This is a genomic window from Veronia nyctiphanis (assembly GCF_004116385.1).
Classification (GTDB): domain Bacteria; phylum Pseudomonadota; class Gammaproteobacteria; order Enterobacterales; family Vibrionaceae; genus Veronia; species Veronia nyctiphanis.
Window position 1 is genome coordinate 23189 of sequence record NZ_PEIB01000040.1, and the last position, 16492, is coordinate 39680.

General features: G+C 45.2%; 14 protein-coding genes and 2 pseudogenes. 6 read left to right on the top strand and 10 right to left on the bottom strand.

Annotation, left to right across the window (positions count from 1 at the left end; translation table 11 throughout):
• The first annotated feature begins 100 nt into the window (after window positions 1-100).
• The gene (locus CS022_RS21545) at window positions 101-1201 is read left to right on the top strand and encodes a M20 family metallopeptidase (RefSeq protein WP_129124001.1); all 1101 of its coding nucleotides are present in this window, start codon (window positions 101-103) and stop codon (window positions 1199-1201) included.
• 385 nt (window positions 1202-1586) lie between these two features.
• Here CS022_RS21545 and CS022_RS21550 read toward each other — a convergent pair whose 3' ends face one another.
• On the bottom strand, window positions 1587-2000 hold the full coding sequence (locus CS022_RS21550) for a phosphate-starvation-inducible protein PsiE (RefSeq protein WP_129123987.1): 414 nt from the start codon (window positions 1998-2000) through the stop codon (window positions 1587-1589).
• A 103-nt stretch (window positions 2001-2103) separates the two neighbouring features.
• Window positions 2104-2988 carry a LysR family transcriptional regulator gene (locus CS022_RS21555; RefSeq protein WP_129123988.1) on the bottom strand — a complete coding sequence of 295 codons (885 nt, stop codon included), beginning with the start codon at window positions 2986-2988 and terminating at the stop codon, window positions 2104-2106.
• Window positions 2989-3068: 80 nt separating this feature from the next.
• Between CS022_RS21555 and CS022_RS21560 the strand changes: the two genes are divergently transcribed.
• Window positions 3069-3293 carry a DUF2798 domain-containing protein gene (locus tag CS022_RS21560; RefSeq protein WP_129123989.1) on the top strand — a complete coding sequence of 75 codons (225 nt, stop codon included), beginning with the start codon at window positions 3069-3071 and terminating at the stop codon, window positions 3291-3293.
• Between the two features lie 140 nt (window positions 3294-3433).
• Window positions 3434-4318 (top strand): S1/P1 nuclease, encoded by an 885-nt coding sequence (locus tag CS022_RS21565; RefSeq protein WP_129123990.1) that lies wholly within the window; start codon window positions 3434-3436, stop codon window positions 4316-4318.
• Between the two features lie 51 nt (window positions 4319-4369).
• Here the strand turns inward: CS022_RS21565 and CS022_RS21570 are convergent, their stop codons facing one another.
• The 7 genes and pseudogenes from CS022_RS21570 to ltaE all read right to left on the bottom strand — a co-directional run bounded on the left by CS022_RS21570 (window position 4370) and on the right by ltaE (window position 12070).
• The gene (locus tag CS022_RS21570; RefSeq protein ID WP_129123991.1) at window positions 4370-4750 is read right to left on the bottom strand and encodes a hypothetical protein; all 381 of its coding nucleotides are present in this window, start codon (window positions 4748-4750) and stop codon (window positions 4370-4372) included.
• A 166-nt stretch (window positions 4751-4916) separates the two neighbouring features.
• Window positions 4917-5657, bottom strand: coding sequence for an SDR family NAD(P)-dependent oxidoreductase (locus CS022_RS21575; protein WP_129123992.1), 741 nt, complete (start codon window positions 5655-5657; stop codon window positions 4917-4919).
• Window positions 5658-5668: 11 nt separating this feature from the next.
• Window positions 5669-6361, bottom strand: coding sequence for a hypothetical protein (locus CS022_RS21580; protein ID WP_129123993.1), 693 nt, complete (start codon window positions 6359-6361; stop codon window positions 5669-5671).
• Between the two features lie 328 nt (window positions 6362-6689).
• Window positions 6690-7316, bottom strand: coding sequence for a response regulator (locus CS022_RS21585; RefSeq protein ID WP_129123994.1), 627 nt, complete (start codon window positions 7314-7316; stop codon window positions 6690-6692).
• Between the two features lie 174 nt (window positions 7317-7490).
• Window positions 7491-9872: a Lon protease family protein gene (locus CS022_RS21590; protein WP_129123995.1), complete on the bottom strand. Its 2382-nt coding sequence runs from the start codon at window positions 9870-9872 to the stop codon at window positions 7491-7493.
• Between the two features lie 211 nt (window positions 9873-10083).
• Window positions 10084-11024 (bottom strand): annotated as a pseudogene (locus CS022_RS21595) (DUF808 domain-containing protein).
• Window positions 11025-11056: 32 nt separating this feature from the next.
• Window positions 11057-12070, bottom strand: a complete 1014-nt coding sequence (gene ltaE, locus CS022_RS21600; protein ID WP_129123996.1) for a low-specificity L-threonine aldolase — start codon at window positions 12068-12070, stop codon at window positions 11057-11059.
• 168 nt (window positions 12071-12238) lie between these two features.
• Here ltaE and CS022_RS21605 point away from each other — a divergent pair, with 168 nt between their 5' ends.
• Entirely contained in the window at window positions 12239-12970 is a 732-nt protein-coding gene (locus CS022_RS21605) for a sulfite exporter TauE/SafE family protein (RefSeq protein WP_129123997.1), read from the top strand.
• A 57-nt stretch (window positions 12971-13027) separates the two neighbouring features.
• On the opposite strand, the gene CS022_RS21610 is transcribed toward CS022_RS21605, so the two are convergent.
• On the bottom strand, window positions 13028-14068 hold the full coding sequence (locus CS022_RS21610) for an ABC transporter substrate-binding protein (protein WP_129123998.1): 1041 nt from the start codon (window positions 14066-14068) through the stop codon (window positions 13028-13030).
• A 212-nt stretch (window positions 14069-14280) separates the two neighbouring features.
• Between CS022_RS21610 and CS022_RS21615 the strand changes: the two are divergent.
• Together CS022_RS21615 and CS022_RS21620 are read left to right on the top strand one after the other, a co-directional pair.
• Window positions 14281-15560: pseudogene (locus tag CS022_RS21615) on the top strand (NAD(P)/FAD-dependent oxidoreductase).
• Between the two features lie 103 nt (window positions 15561-15663).
• Window positions 15664-16266, top strand: coding sequence for an alpha-ketoglutarate-dependent dioxygenase AlkB family protein (locus tag CS022_RS21620; RefSeq protein WP_129123999.1), 603 nt, complete (start codon window positions 15664-15666; stop codon window positions 16264-16266).
• Window positions 16267-16492 lie beyond the last annotated feature (226 nt).

Consider the following 16492-nt stretch of genomic DNA (forward strand, 5'->3'; position numbering starts at 1 on the left):
GTTGATTTTTAATTAATAAAATCATTCACTAAGCGACGCTAATTTTACAAATCGCTTGCATTAAAAACATACAATAAAAAAGGTATTAATCGTGTCAGATATGAAGGTGGAATTAAATTTTCATGAATTGGCTGAGCTTATTCTTTGTAATTCTTACACCCGTAATAAAACCGGTGTAGACCAGCATGGTCTACAAATGATCGAGAAATTTTCTGAAATTGGTTTTGCTGTCGAGAGATTCAGTCGAGAGAAAATCGGCGACCATTTGCTTTTTAGCTCACCTAAACGAGACGGCAAAAAAGTACTTCTTCTTGGACACTTGGATACCGTGTTTCCACCTGACACCTTTACTGATTTTTCTCAGGACGAAGAGTGGATATATGGGCCAGGTGTATGTGATATGAAAGGCGGGAATTTCGTCGCGCTGACGGCTTTAAGGGCTTTACATCGCCAATTCTCGTCTATCTACAACATTGATATGTTGCTTGTAAGCGATGAAGAGACGGGCAGTGATGACAGCCGGGAGCTTACCGCAAGATTAGCAGCTAACTACGATTGTTGCCTTGTGTTTGAAGCGGCAGGAAAAAACCATGAAGTGGTTATTGGCCGTAAAGGAATAGCCACCTTTAATATTGATATTAAAGGGGAAGCGGCCCATGCGGGCAACCATTATGAAGACGGTATTGATGCCAACGCCGTGATGGCAGAAATACTACTGGGCTGTAAAGCATTAACAGACCTTCAACAAGGAACAACGGTAAACCCGGGGAAAGTCTCAGGTGGTATTGGTGCGAATACGATTTCTCCTCACGCCACTATACATGTAGAGGCACGTTTTACTAACCAAAGAGAGAAGGAACGTGTTCTTCAGAGTATGGAGCTCTTGTGTGATGAAGTTCAATCTAGTGGTGTGGAAGTTACGCTGTCTGGCGGAGTTCAACGTGATGTGATGGAGCCAAACCTTAAACAGTCTCAATATGTTAAAAAATTTAGTCAATTAATAGGGTCGCCACTTCTGACTGAATGTCGGGGCGGGGTGAGTGACGCAAATGTTACAGCAGGTGTGGGAGTGCCAACAATTGATGGCTTTGGCCCGTTTGGTGATGGAGACCATACGATTCATGAACGTGCATCTAAGGAAAGTTTTTTAAGGCGTATTCGCGAAGTAACTCTTATTCTCAAATACTTAATGACACAATAATAAATAAATTAACCCCATCAGTTTATTCTGGTGGGGAATATTCATTAATTATGACTATATATATAAATACTCACAGATAAATAAAGATAAAACCTAGAAGTTATTAGTTGATTAAATTTTTTCTTAAAATATAAAAGCGATCTCGATCATCTTAATATGCGATTTTGTATTTTCTATTAACATTTAATTAAATCGTGTTAACAAATTAAACGCCTACATGTGATCGCCGGCTTAGTTCAAGGTATCGAAAAGTAATTGTGTACAATGTTAATGGGGAGGCCCTACTTCTCATGATAGGGCCTCAACCAAAGCGCAATCGTTATTTATGCCAAAAAAGATGAACACAAAATGAAAAGGTCTTGGGTTCATATTGCGATGATGGGGATTAAGGCTTTTGTTTTTCGGTTTCTCTTTGATTTCTGGTTGGGTAAGGGAATTTTATCTGGCCGATACGAATAACAAAAACAGTCACAGCCAGTATCAATGCCGCTGCAGCAACAGCTGTAATACGAAGGTCGTCCATATTCTTCATATCGAGGATAAGGTAGCGGGCGAGTGCAACTATGGAGATATAGAGCGGCATTCTAACCGGCACTTTTCCTGACTCAACGAAGTTTGACACCATGGCAAGCACTTCAAGATAAATGAACAACAACAGTAAATCAGCGATGGCAACACCACCCGCTGTTACTATCACTGCGATTTCTTGCCCAATTGCCAGTAACGTCGCCAGTGCGATAATTATCACCACACCGTATTCCGCTACCTTGATGATTTTTAGTCCACTTTGTCTATCCATAGCTTCTCACTCTTTCCCTAAAACCCCAGTTTATGCATGAATAGGCGCGAGTTTTGTCTGAGGGCTAATACAATGCAGGCATGATTGCTCTGAGGTAAAGACTCTAGTGTTGCTGGAAATCAATATTCATAATGGTTTCTATTAGCAACGAAAGTGGGGCTGGCTGATGTTTCCGCTGCCTGTACAGCAAGTATGCCTGTGATGAGGGATGAGTATATTCCGGCATAAGACACGTCAGTTGGTCGGATACTGCGTTGGCATGAAAGACAGGAATGGCGGCGATTCCAACACCTGACACAACGGCACTGATCAGCATTTCGACATCATTGACCCGCATTTTCGTTTTCGGCCTGACGAGTTTGGCCTCACCGTCTTTATAAAGTGTGAGTACTGGAGACGTAGTGAGCGTTAGCCAACGATGCTGCTCAAGATCAGAAATCGTCTGCGGTAGATCATGTCTTGCTAGGTAATCAAAGCTGGCGTAAATCTTAAAGTGAGATTCGAAGAGTGGGCGTGCAATTATGTCTGTGCGCTTTGTTGTGTTGAATGCAATGACAAGATCTCTATCGGTTTCTGGCACGACGTCGCCGAGTGTCAGCTCGATATCAATAGTGACTTCTGGATATTGCTTGAGGAATGCCTCGACATGTGACGAAATCTGATTTCGGTACATGCTATATGGCAACAGTAGCCTTAGGTGACCAGAGACTTGTCCTGCCTTTTGTAAAAAGCTTTCGATCTGGTTTTCTGTTTGACGCATTTCTGACGAAATGCGTTGATAAAGTTCTTCACCGTGACTGGTTGCAACCAGCTCTCTGCTCTGTTTCTCCAACAATTTGACGCCGAGTCGTGCCTCTAACTGTGATAATCGCCTTGAGACCGTTGAAACGGGTAGCCGAAGGTGTTTAGCGCCTCGCTGGAGTGAACCGAGTTCTACGATTGAGCAGAACAAGTAGAGATCATCAATGTTTCCAAATATGGAATTCATAATTGAAAATATCCGTATTGTTTCCAATTAATGGAAATATTAATCTACAGGATAGATCACATCATTAATAGGGTAAGAACATGACGAGACAACAAGCATTTTTGATAACCCTTCTTTCGTCGCTGTGTATGGCATTTTTTATGTCGGGAATACTGACCGCGATTAACACCGGTATAGACTACCAACTGCTTTTTCGCTGGATGCACAGTTTCGCAATTGGTTGGCCTATCGCCTTCCTGATAAGCTTTCTGCTATTACCTAAAGTTCGCACACTGGCTTTATATCTCGGTCGACCCAATAGATGATTGATAAATAGCCCAGTCATTGGAAGGGAGGATCGTGGACAAATTAGCCATGTAGAACACCAATACCAATTTGTGATTGACATCACGCTTCAAGGCGTTGCCTGATGCCTTTCCAGTTTTAACCACCACTGGTACTCACCATGAAAAGTCCTCTTTTTGTGCTTTCCGCACTTGCCTTGTCTACCTTTTCGCCTTGTTCTATTGCTTGGAACTATCAAGGGCACGTAACGGTTGCGCAGATTGCTTACCAAAACTTGGACAAGGATGTTCGACAAAAAGTTGATGCGTTTACAAAGAAAGCGTATCAATCTCTCCCTGAACATATTCTGGAGAAAATGAATCAACTAGAAGGGGCAAGTCAGTTTGCTCGTTTGGCTATGGTGCCTGATTTGATCCGGAAGATGCCAGCAAGTGATGTTTGGCTAACCATGGGAGAGCGTATTCCTGACCGATTGAAGCATTGGGACGACAAAACGACAGGGGCATGGCACTACATCAATCAGGCTTATCCCGCATCGTCTACTTGTGGCTTCACTGTTCAGCCCAATATCAAATTGGTGAATGATGCGCTGTATGCGTCGTTCAAAAACAACCCCCAGGCTGCCAGTATGATGTTTCTGAGTCATCTTGCTGGTGATTCACATCAGCCAATGCATGCTGTCACAAAGAGCACCAGTAGCTTGCTTTGTCTGTCTGATTTTGGCGCCAATAAACATCGGCTTGATGTCCCTCAGAAAGACCTTCACCATCTGTGGGACAGTGGCCTAGGCTTTCTTGATCAACCATTAAACATTGATGTAGTGGCGACAGAGCTTCAGGCTGAGTTCCCGAAATCAGATTCGTTCGAGCAAAGTGATGTGTCTCTTTGGTTGAGGGAGAGTTACCAACTTGCTGATTTTGCCTACAGTGTGGAAAAAGGCAGTACGCCGAGCGACGTGTACATGGAAAGAGGAACAGAGTATGTGAAGCAACGGCTTGTGGAAGCAGGCTACCGACTTGCTGGCGAGCAAAGCTCAGCACTCTGACAAGGAAAAGCAACCGGAGAGCTTAATGCTCTCCGGTTTTATATTGACGTATCATCTGCTGCTCAGATTATCGAATTCTTCGTCTTCCTCATCGTAGAATTCCTCTTTCAGCAACATCTCGTCATCATCATCGTCGTCATGAGAACCATCACCAGCTACTGCATTTAAGGCTGGGTTGGTATTGTCGCCCTCGTCCTCAATATAGTCTTCAGGCATTACGACTACGACATATTTCCTTGTTACTGGGTTCCAGACAACTTTTCTGAATCGATCGTCATCAGGCGCGCGATGAAATACAGCTTGGCGTTTGCCAACATCACCTAAGTAACCAGCACCACGTGCGCCTTCCGGATGTTCATGTGTTTCAGCCATTGCACCCGGTGTAGACAATGCCGAGGCACCGACAGGGGGTTTGCTTGCAACAAAAGACATGGAATGCTCCACTACGTATTTTCAAATACAATTAACCAGCGAATTGCGGGCTAATGTGTGTGAGTGCTTTGAGCGGGTAGAAAGTTCCCGTCAGGTATGACGAAAAGTGCAAGATGATGGGATCCAAATCCGAGGATAAGATCCAGGGAGGACTCCCCGGATAGCGTTAGGCAAGGCTTAGGCCGCCGTCGATGACGAGAGTGTGGCCGATGACATATTTTGCTTGCTCAGAACACAGCCAAGATATTGCCGATGCAATTTCAGAGGCTTCTGCAAATCGACCAGCAGGCACTTTCATGGCTACTGCCTCCCTGAGCATTTTATTCGATTTTTCAGTTCCTTCTTCCCAGCGGGGTGTCCAAGTCACGCCTGGGGCGATGGCATTGACACGTATTTTTTTCTTGATTGCTTCGATGGCGACAGAGCGTGTGAGTCCCTCTAAGCCGTGCTTTGCTGCTGCGTACATTGCTGCCGTCGGAGTCGGTCGGAAACCATTTACGGAGCTGACATTTACAATAGCGCTGTCTTCTGACATCAATCCAAGTTCGTATTTCAGGCAGAGGGCGTGGGTCCAAAAATCGCCAATTAACGTGCCATACAGTGCATCAATACCGACATCTTCATAGTTTCCTTTTGAGGCAAGTTTTGGTGATGCATTGTTTACAGCGATATCGAGGTGCCCATAATTCTCTCTGATGTAAGCGAACATGCTATCTACGCGTTTTACATCTTTGAGGTCAACGCAAAGGTAGTCTACCGCTGATAAATCTGGGTGTTCTGCCAGTACTTTGTTCCAGTTCTCTTCAGTGCGTGAGCAAGTTAATACCCGATAGCCAAGCCCACTCAATTGAATTATCGTTTCCAGACCAATCCCGCTGGTACCGCCGGTTACAAGTGCATTTTTCATACGCTACTCCTTTAGCCGCTTTTGCGCTGGAATTCACCTTCGATTACTGTCCCAGCAGGGTTGCCGCGTGGTTTTCTGTTCTGAAGTGTTTGGTAGTGGCGGTTAGCCAGCGTCACCAACACATCTAATTGGTAGCGGATACTACCGCGCTTGTCGCTCAATAAGCGCCATGAAGCGTCACAGTAAATAGTGGGCTTATCGGATGTCATATTTATTAATACCTTACGGATATTCTGGTAGCAGCTCTGCGCTGTTTTCGGGTCCGAGGCGTAGGCGTAACTAATGCATTCTTTCCACTTAGGGTGTTGAAGCATTTTCCACACTCTGTTTGCAGCAACCACACGATCACGCAAGGTTAACTTTGTTAGCTTGTTATTGATGTGTTTTCTGCGAGCATTATTTATCCAGTCTTTCAGCCATTGCTGTTTTGATGCAATGTGCGTAATTAACGGCAGAGCTATTACATAGCTAATCAGTTCTATACATAACAATGTTTGGTAAAAAGACTCGTGAGACAAACCATGAAATATAATGGTTGCCGATACCATCAAAGTAAAAAATAAAAACAATGATGACACGCCAAATCGAATATTCCACTTGGCCATAGATATAAAATCAGGCATTTTTCGGATTAGGCGTCCGTACGAAACTTTGCCGATTACGAAATCAGAAAAATAGGGAACAGTGAATCTTGGTGTCTTCATAGGCTCCTCCCGTCATCAAAACTTCATCGGTTTAACATCAATTTAACGCATTTCTGTCTATTTTTGTTACATATGTCCCGATAAATTTGCATATTGATTGCGAGATCTCATTTTTGCGAAATGGTCCTCCTACCACTTATTACAATGAGATTAATTATCATCTGGGTGATTTTCTTTGTACGAGAAAATAAACCATAGTCAGCGCTGATGGGGGTGTAAGCCTATTCTTAATTAACTCAGAAAATTATTTATAAATTTCTTTTTAAGCTATGTAAATTTACTTTGAAAATTAATTTGGCGAAATATCTTTTGAATATCTATTCGTAATTTATATTAATTTATTCTTATGTGCGTGTTGGATGAGTTCAATAATTGAACGAAAGCCAGATCGCTTCTTCATACGAAGCCGGTGTGTTTCAACTGTACGTACGCTTATTTGTAACGTTTCTGCAATCGATTTATTGCTGGCACCTTCTGAGATCAAGGCAAGGATTTCCATTTCGCGCTTTGTTAGGTTCCAGCCGCTACCTTCACTATTGTCAGATGCAGATAAGGTTTCATCGAAGTTTGTCTCTGGGGTGATGATTCTGTCCCCTGACGCAATGATAGCCAGTGCATTAACCAAATCAGTGATTGGATCACCTTTAAGTAGGTAACCGGCAGCCCCAGCTTCTATGACTGCATCAGTGATGTCTTGGTCAGCACAGGCAGTGAAAACAACAACTTTGGTTTTCGGTTTGAGGTTATTTGCCGCATGAATAATATCAATGGCTGTGTTATCAGGCAGTACGAGGTCTGTGATAATAATATCAGGCCTGAGGAGAGAGGCTTTCTGTATGGCTTGTTTAACGGTGGTTGCGCTGCCGACAACCGAAAACGTACCAAACTTTTCAAGGTGATTAATTAACCCGTCTTGAAGTAACGAATGCGCATCAGCCAAAAGTACCCTAATCATTATATTTCCGCGTTAAAACAAGCAATTAAAATAGGTTAACGCGTTTATGTTTCGAATCCATGCGATCGATATTGCTTAATGTCTACAAATTCGATGTAAGTGTATGGAAATGCATGCTTTCTTGTTGAAGGAGCAGCTGGGCGACACCCAGCTGCTTGAGGGGAAGAAAAGTCGTTAGTCTTTTTTCGATTTTGTATTGCTTCTGAGCTCGTCCAGTTGTGTGACAGCCTTGCCAAGCACCGTATTTGCTTTGTATTTGCCTTTGGCATCAAGTTTGCCGGCGGGTAAGCCTAAAAGTAGCTCCATTGCCTCGTGAACATGGTCAATCGCATAAATCTGGAATTGGCCTTTCTCGACGGCGTGAACAACATCTTTTCTCAGCATCAGGTTATGTACATTCGACTTCGGAATGATCACGCCCTGAGATTGCTTGGGACCTTTGATGGTGCAAACATCAAAGAAGCCTTCAATTTTCTCATTGACGCCACCTATGGGTTGCGCTTCACCAAACTGATTCATTGAGCCTGTGATTGATAAATCTTGCCGTACAGGTATCCCTGATATGGCAGACATCACGGCACAAAGCTCTGCCATTGATGCGCTGTCACCATCAACGCCGTTGTACGATTGCTCGAAAGTGAGGTGCATGGTCAGAGGTATTTTGGCTTTCTTACCCAGCAGTGAGGTAAGGAAGGCCGTCAGTATCATCACCCCTTTGGAGTGTATGTTGCCGCCCAAGCTGGCACTGCGCTCAATATCCAACACTTGCCCTTCGCCATATGCCGTTGTGGCAGTAATACGATTTGGGCTACCGAAGCAGAAGTCGTTAGTGGCAAGTACAGACAGTGCATTTACTTGTCCAACCGCTTTGCCTTTGGTGTCAATCAGCGTAGTACCGTTATGAAAGCCTTCCATAAAATGGTCACGCAGGCGACTGACACGCATATCACGGTTAGCGAGGGCTTTCTCAACGTGCATGGCGCGTATCATATTGGCTTTACTTTGCGCGGCATGATAATTCGACTCCCGCAGCAAATTCGCAATATCGCCTGAGTGAAGTGATAACTTCTTCTGATCCTCGGCACGTCTTGAACTGTGCTCGATGATTCGTGCGATGGCGCTTTTATCACAATGGCGCATGTTTTTATGATGACAAATGCTAGCGATGAACTGGGCATATTTTTGCTCAGAGTTATCATCCCTTTCCATATCATCTTCAAAATCGGCAGTAACACGGAATAGCTCGGCGAATTCCGGGTCGTAATTTTGCAGCGTCCGATATGTTTGGTAGTCACCAAACAAAATGATTTTGACATCAAGTGGGATAGGCTGGGGGTCGAGAGATATTGTACCGCTCAGACTGACTTCCCGCTCAAGCGAGCTAAGTGTGATTTGTTTCGAGCTGAGTGCTCGCTTAAGTCCATCCCAAACATAAGGTCGTTCGAGCACTTTGATGGCATCAATCAGAAGTACGCCGCCATTTGCCTTGTGAAGGCTACCGGTTCGGATGAGTGAGAAGTCGGTGAAGACTGTCCCTTTGAACGTGGCATTCTCAACGTAACCAAAAATATTGTGGTAAGACGGGCTGTCTTCGATAACAACCGGGTGTTCACCCTCTTCCTGTTCAACGAGAATATTGACCTGATAGCGACGTGGCATTTTCTTATCGAGAGCGGCATATGCCAAAGCCGCCTGGTCTTCATCTTCCTCAAGGAAAATATCCATATTCTCGATAATGTCTTCTTCCATACCAGCGAGATAACGCTTCACTTCAGGAAGTTTTTCATAGGTTTTTTTCAGCTTGGCAAGCTGGTGAGAGACAACTTCTGTAGCGATTTCCTCATCCAGACTCTGTTGCTGTTCGGCATAGTCTTCTTCCCAGACTGACATTTGTCTGATTAAACCACGCAGTTTTATCTGCAGCTTATCAATCGCTTCGTCAAACGCTTCTTGTTCGCTAAGAGGGAGCGCGTCGAACGTCTCTTCGCTGTGCGGTTCTTCACCGTTTAAGGCGATGAACTGATAGTCACCCTGACTGGTAATCGATAGACTGACTGAATGTTCTTTTGCATCCGCCGACAACGTTTGTAGCGCCAGCTCTTGACGTTCAGCCAATTGATTTTTAAGTAGGTCTGCGCGCGAGTAGTACATCTCGTTGTCGAAGGCCAAGGGGAGCGATTTCCCGAGCTTGTTCATCAACTTTTCGATGTCTTTTTTGAGTTTTTTTCCCTGACCTGCAGGCAGCTTGAGAACTTTGGGTGAACGCGAGTCATCAAAGTTGGCGACGTAGCACCAGTCATAAGCATCATCGGTCGGTTGCCAGTGGTGCTTGAGGTAGCGCATGACCATAGTGCGTTTACCCAGCCCGTTCTGGCCGATAGCGTAGATGTTGTAACCTTTTTCTTTGATAGACATGGCGAATTCGACAGCATGTCTTGCACGATCCTGACCGACTATTTCATCCAACGGTTCAAGATGCTTGGTTGAAGAGGCATTTAGTTTTTTTAGTTCTGCAATGCGATAGAGCTTGTCACTGGTTAAAGGCTTCTGTGGCATAGCGCTCTCCTTCCGCTATTTTACGTTTTTTCAGTGTACCGCTCATGAGACAGAGATTTAGAGGGTTTCCAGACAGTGATGTTCAGGTCTGTGCAGTGGCGCAACAATTTGACAATTAAGTGAACAAACAATGACCAATAAGAGAGAGGGTTTGATAGGTAAAGGGCTGGCAGCAGGGACGCTACCAGCAAATATTTGATAGTGATTGCGATCAGGTGCGTGAAAACGTCGCCTTTGCTTTGCTGAGAAGCTGAGCGATTGCGACCAACACGAGGCCAGCAACAAGACCCACAACGCCATTCAACAGGGAAGGTAGCAAGGCCGAAACAATGTCTCCAATTGCCGGTAACAGTGACGTTTTCTCTGCTGTATCAGTGATGAAGTCAGAGATAACATGCATACCGTGTGTCAGTATGCGCCCCCGACCAAGAACATGGCGATCGTTCCCACAATCGACAAGCCTTTCATCAGATAAGGCGCAAAGCTCAAGAGTCCGCGACCGAAACGTCTAGTTACGTTACCAAATACTCCCTCACGCTTTGATAGACTGAGGTAAAGCCCTGCGTCATCAAGTTTAACGATCAGTGCAACCAAACCGTAAACCCCGATAGTCATCAAAAAAGCGATAGTGAACAGGGTGACAACTTGTGTCGTGAATGCGCTTGCGGCTACAACCCCCAGTGCAATCACAATGATTTCCGCAGAAAGAATAAAGTCAGTGCGTATTGCGCCTTTTATTTTGGTTGCTTCATAGCTTGCCGCATCCACTGTTGCCTGATTGAAGTCTTTCTGGGTTTCCTCTTTCTCCTCTTTGCCGTGCAAAATGAGGTGTACGACCTTCTCTGCGCCCTCAAAGCACAGAAAGAGCCCGCCGAGCATCAGCAGAGGAGTGATTAATGCGGGGATAAAAACACTGATAGCCAGCGCCGAGGGCACTAATATCAGTTTGTTGACGAAGGATCCTTTGGCAACCGCCCAGACCACGGGAAGCTCCCTGTCTGCCGATACACCTGTTACCTGTTGAGCATTCAGGGCTAGGTCGTCACCCAACACCCCCGCAGTTTTTTTTGCTGCCACTTTGCTCATGGCTGCCACATCATCAAGAAGGGTCGCGATGTCATCAAGTAGCGTCAGAAGGCTTGCACCCGCCATTTTCTTTTCCTTTTACTTTTACTTTTTAGCCATCAATCTATCAGTGATTCCAGTCGTTCAAGGAACACGTTGATGTCATCTCGGCTGACATCCTTGTGGGTCACTAAGCGCATGCACTTATGGCTCGGAGAAAAAATGATGTCCTCTTTTTGGAGCTCAGCGGCGATAGATTTGATGTCGATGGATTGAGAGACGTCAGCGTAAACGATGTTGGTTTGCACTGGGTAAATAAAGGTATTGAATCCGGGAATTGCGCCGAGTTTTTCGGATAAATAGCGGGCGTTGTCGTGGTCTTGCGCCAAGCGTTCGACGTTTTCTGTCAGCGCCATTTTTCCCGCAACCGCAAGAATTCCCGCTTGTCGCATGCCGCCTCCGACCATTTTTCTTAAACGGCGGGCACGTTTAATGAAATCTGCATCGCCAATAAGTAATGAACCTACAGGAGCACCGAGCCCTTTTGATAGGCAAATCGTCATTGAGTCAAAGTATTTACTGATTTCGGTAATATCGACGTTGAGTTCGACCGCGGCATTGTAGACCCTTGCACCATCAAGGTGGAGCAGCAAATTGTGTTCATCGACAAACTTCCTTGCGCTTGCAAGGTACTCCATTGGCAGCACTTTACCGCCGATCGTATTTTCAAGGCTTAGCAGTCGTGTGCGGGCAAAATGGAGATCGTCCGGTTTCACGGCAGCGGCGAGTTTATCTAATGAAATTGTGCCGTCTTTCTCGTTTTCTATCGGTTGCGGCTGAACCGAACCCAGCACGGCGGCTCCACCTGCTTCATATTTGTAGTTATGTGCTTGTTGCCCACAAAGATATTCGTCACCCCGCTCACAGTGGGAGAGAATGGCCAGCAGGTTCGCTTGTGTGCCTGATGCAGTGAACAACGCATCTTCAAAGCCATGTCGGTGTGCCGTCCACACTTCAAGGTCATTTACGCTGGGATCGTCTTGATAAACATCATCGCCGACCGGTGCTTCGGCCATCAGTTTGCGCATTTTTGCACAAGGTTGAGTGACAGTATCTGAGCGAAAATCAATCATGCATCCCTTCCTGATAGAAACAAATTCAGTTTTAAGGTCAGAGGGTAACGCTTATTGATTAAAACAAAAATGTTTACAGAAATAATTGTGTGTAATTCTGCAACTTGAGGCATTTAAATGCGAAGAGACGCAATAAGATAGGCGATTCTGTGCAGTTAAGGCGTCGCTATGGAACCGTCGACAATCTTCATTCTTCTCGCTTGCTTTATTACAGGCATTTCTAAGTTTTCTGTTGGCGGGATGGGCATGGTAATACTCCCTCTGATGATGCTTGTCTTTCCGGGGCCGGAGGCGCTGGCCGTCATTGTTCCATTGTATTGCCTGACAGATATGGTCGCGATTTCGACATACCGAAAAAATATTAACTGGGGTTTGCTGATTAAATTATTGCCACTTTGCGCGGTCGGTGTGCTCGGTGGGGCAATAATGCTTAAAGGCATTGATACTCAGCTGTTTATCACGGTTGTAGGTATCACCATTCTTTTGCTCCTGCTGCTGTCGTTCTGGTTAGATTATTTTCCGCTACCCGTCTTCACGAACAAATATGCCGTGTGGATTGCTGGGCCAGTAGTGGGTTTTATCAGCATGGTTGCCAATGCCGCAGGGCCGTTAATGGGGCTTTTCTTACTTGAGCAAAAAATGGAGAAACAGGCTTTCGTGTCCACACGGTGCTGGTTCTTCATGACAACGAATTTACTCAAGCTGATTGCATTGGCATCGATTGGTTTGATCAATATCGACACGATAGAGATGAGCTTGGTGGGTATTCCTGCACTTCTACTAGGGATGTGGATTGGTTATCTGATTGTTGACCGTCTGCCGCAGCGGCAGTTTAAGATCCTCGTGCGCATCGCTATTTCAATCAGTGCACTGAATCTGTTGTTCCTGAAGGGAAAATAAACGCCGCGGCCTATGTTACTGTTGATAGCAAAGCGCGCGGCGTAATCGTCACCTGAATCAGCTTTTCAGCAGTTGCCAGTATTTATTATAAATACGGACGGCGTCGCCCACATCATCAGTGAATTCGCCTTTCTCGACATCGGCGTCATCCGGGAAAATGGTTTTGTTTTCAGTATACTCTTTTGATAGCAGGGCCTTTGCACGGATGCTTGGTGCCGGGTAGCCGAGCTCTTCCACCATTTTTGCCTGATTTTCAGGGCGGTACATAAAGTCGATAAACTTATGCGCTAACGCTTTGTGTTCAGCATGTTTGGGGATGATATAGTTGTCCATCCAGAGGATGCTGCCTTCTTCGGGATAAACAAATTCGATACCGTCTATTTCTTCCTGTGCCAGATAAGCATTGCCATTCCACTGTTGGCCAATGCCAACCTCACCGGTGACAAATGGCACATGAGGGGCGTCTGAGTTGTACACGACAACGCCAGGACGCAGCTTTGTCAGCAGCTCATAAGCTTGTTTGATCTCATCTTCATTTTTGCTGTTGATACTGTGTCCGTTGGCTTTTAGTGCCATACCGAATACATCGCGTGCATCATCCAGCAGCATAATTTGACCAGCGAATTCTGGCTTCCATAAATCTGCCCATTTGCCGACGTTCGAACCATCAACTATTTCACTGTTATAGCTGATACCTGTCACTCCCCAGATATAAGGGAGGGAATAGTTGTTATTTTTGTCGAATGGCTGATTGAGTAAGCCTGGAATAACATCTTTCAAATGAGGGATTTGTGTCTTATCAATTTTCGCCAACATGCCTTCATTGCTCATTTTTTCAATGAAGTATGTCGATGCGAATGCAAGGTCGTAACCTTTGCCATCGAGCAATTTGAGTTTGGTATACATTGACTCATTATTTTCGAAGGTCGAATAGTTCACCGAAACCTTATACTCGTCCTCAAATGCCTGAATGACTTCCATAGGCATATACTCTGCCCAGTTATAGATATTCAGCACCTGAGTGTCAGCAGAAACGGAAAAAGAACACAATGCGGACAGTGCAATGCTTGCCGCTTTCACCTCTTTAGAAAAATTCATCGTTATCGCAATCCTTTTAATGGGTTCCATCCACATGGAACTGGTTGAGCATCTTATTTTTTTTCAACTTAGAGTCAACACTCTGATTACTCTCGCACAAAAAATGCAACATGCTTACCAAATTTTCACTTGCTGGATACCAAAGTAAGTGAGAATATGCCGCGAAATATCAATATGTCGTTATTTTGTTTTCTTGAAGTGGCAAAAAACCTATGTCTGTAAAGCACGACCTTTCAAACAGTTATTATCATGCAACTGCAAATTCGTCGTTTCGACAGCCGAAGCTGGATGCGGATGTTCAGGCCGATGTTTGCGTAATTGGTGCAGGACTGACAGGCCTGAATACAGCGATAGAGCTGAGAAAGAAAGGCCTGAGTGTCGTTGTGCTTGAAGCCAATACTGTTGCGTTTGGTGGTTCTGGAAGAATGGTGGTCAGTGTCTTGTGGGTTATTGTCTTGGTTTGAAAGACGTTGACGACACATACGGCAGAGACTGGGGTAAGCAGCTTTGGGATTTGTCTGTTGAATCAGTGGATATCGTTCGAGAGCGTATCGCTGAATTTAATATCGATTGTGATTTCCAGCCTGGGTACATTGAGCTTGCGCTCAACGCATCGCAGGAAAAGGAACTCAAAAGCTGGTACGACTTGAAGCAGACTGCCTACGACTACTCTGTTGCAGAGTGGTGGGGGAGCGACAAAGTGGCCGAGGTGGCAAACACTGAACGTTATTTGGGTGGTTTGTTCGACAGCAATAGCGGCCACCTTCATACGCTCAACTACACCTTAGGGTTAGCCAAAGCTGCTAGGTCGCTTGGTGCGGATATCTATGAACAGAGTCCGGTAACAAAGATCAATCAGGGTATGGTTAATGAAGTCATTACCCCGACAGGTCGAGTAAAAGCTAAGCAAGTATTGTTGGCTTGTAACGCATACCTCGATGGCCTTAATCGGCGAGCACAATCAAAAGTATTGCCAGTTGCCTCTTATATAGCAGTGACTGAGCCATTGGGTGACAGACTGCCAATCACTAACAGGATGGCGATGTCTGATTTGAACAACTGTATTGACTATTATCGACCGACAGCAGATGGACGCTTGCTCTTTGGCGGTGTGAACCATCCGTTTAATGGCGAATACAAAGACAGCCAAGAACGTTTACGTCAGCGCATGCTGAAGGTCTTCCCGCAGTTAGGTGATATTAAAATGGAATATCACTGGGGAGGTATGTTTGCCGTCACTCGCAGTTACATGCCAGAAATCACCCACCTCGGGAATGATATTTATACCGCGCATGGTTATACAGGCCATGGCGTGGGTTTAACAAATATTGCTGGCCGTGTTGTCGCTGAGGCGATGGCAGGGCAAGCGGGAAGATTTGATGTGTTCTCTAAAATTAAGCAAGGTTGGATTCCGACGCCTGAGTTACTGAGAAAGCCTGCGCTCGCATTGGCTATTTGGAAGGCGCAACTTGAAGACAAATTGTCAGCCTGACACATTAAACAAATCTTAGTTGAACAAAGCTCACCATCATGGTGGGCTTTGTTGCTTTAGCGTCGTATAAAAGAAGAACGTAGCAAAGAGGAGGCGCACTTCGATGCGGCAGCAAGAACTTTTTGGACCAGAAACCGACGTTGATCTTGGTGAAGACAGCTGGCTGATCTGGCAACCCGACTTTATTAGCAGTTATGAAGCGGAACGGATATTCACTGATCTCGTTGAGGGATTACAGTGGTACCAACTTCCTATCACTTTGTTCGGTCGTGAAATGCTGCAGCCTCGTTTACAAGCTTGGTACGGTGATAAACACTACACATACTCAGGTCTCACGCTGACTCCACAAAAAATGCCACAGACCCTGTTAGATATTAAATCCAGATGTGAGGCGCTTTCAGGCACTGTATTCAATTCAGTATTGGTTAATTATTACCGTGATGGCCAAGACTACATGGGCTGGCATCAAGATAATGAGCGGGAGTTGGGCGAAGACCCTGTCATAGCCTCTGTGAGTTTGGGGGAGTCGAGACGCTTCATTTTTCGACACGTCAAAACAAAAGAGAAAAAAGAATTTGCGTTAACATCTGGTTCAATACTTGTCATGGGGGGTAAAACGCAAACTTTTTGGCAGCACACGATCCCCAAAATGGCAAAAATTCATGGCGGGAGAATCAACCTCACGTTCAGAAACATAATTTCTTAACCCATAAATTGGCTATTTACCTCTCAAAATGATGCTTTTTATGGCGTTTGGTGGCAGATTAGCCTAACAATAAGATTTTATGAAATTTCTTGTTGACTCGATCACGCTATTGCGTAGAATGCCCACCCGTACCGCAGCGGAGGGCAACTTCCTGAGGCGGTTAGTAAAAAAGGCGCGTTGGCAGAGTGGCTATGCAGCGGATTGCAAATCCGTGGACCTCGGTTCG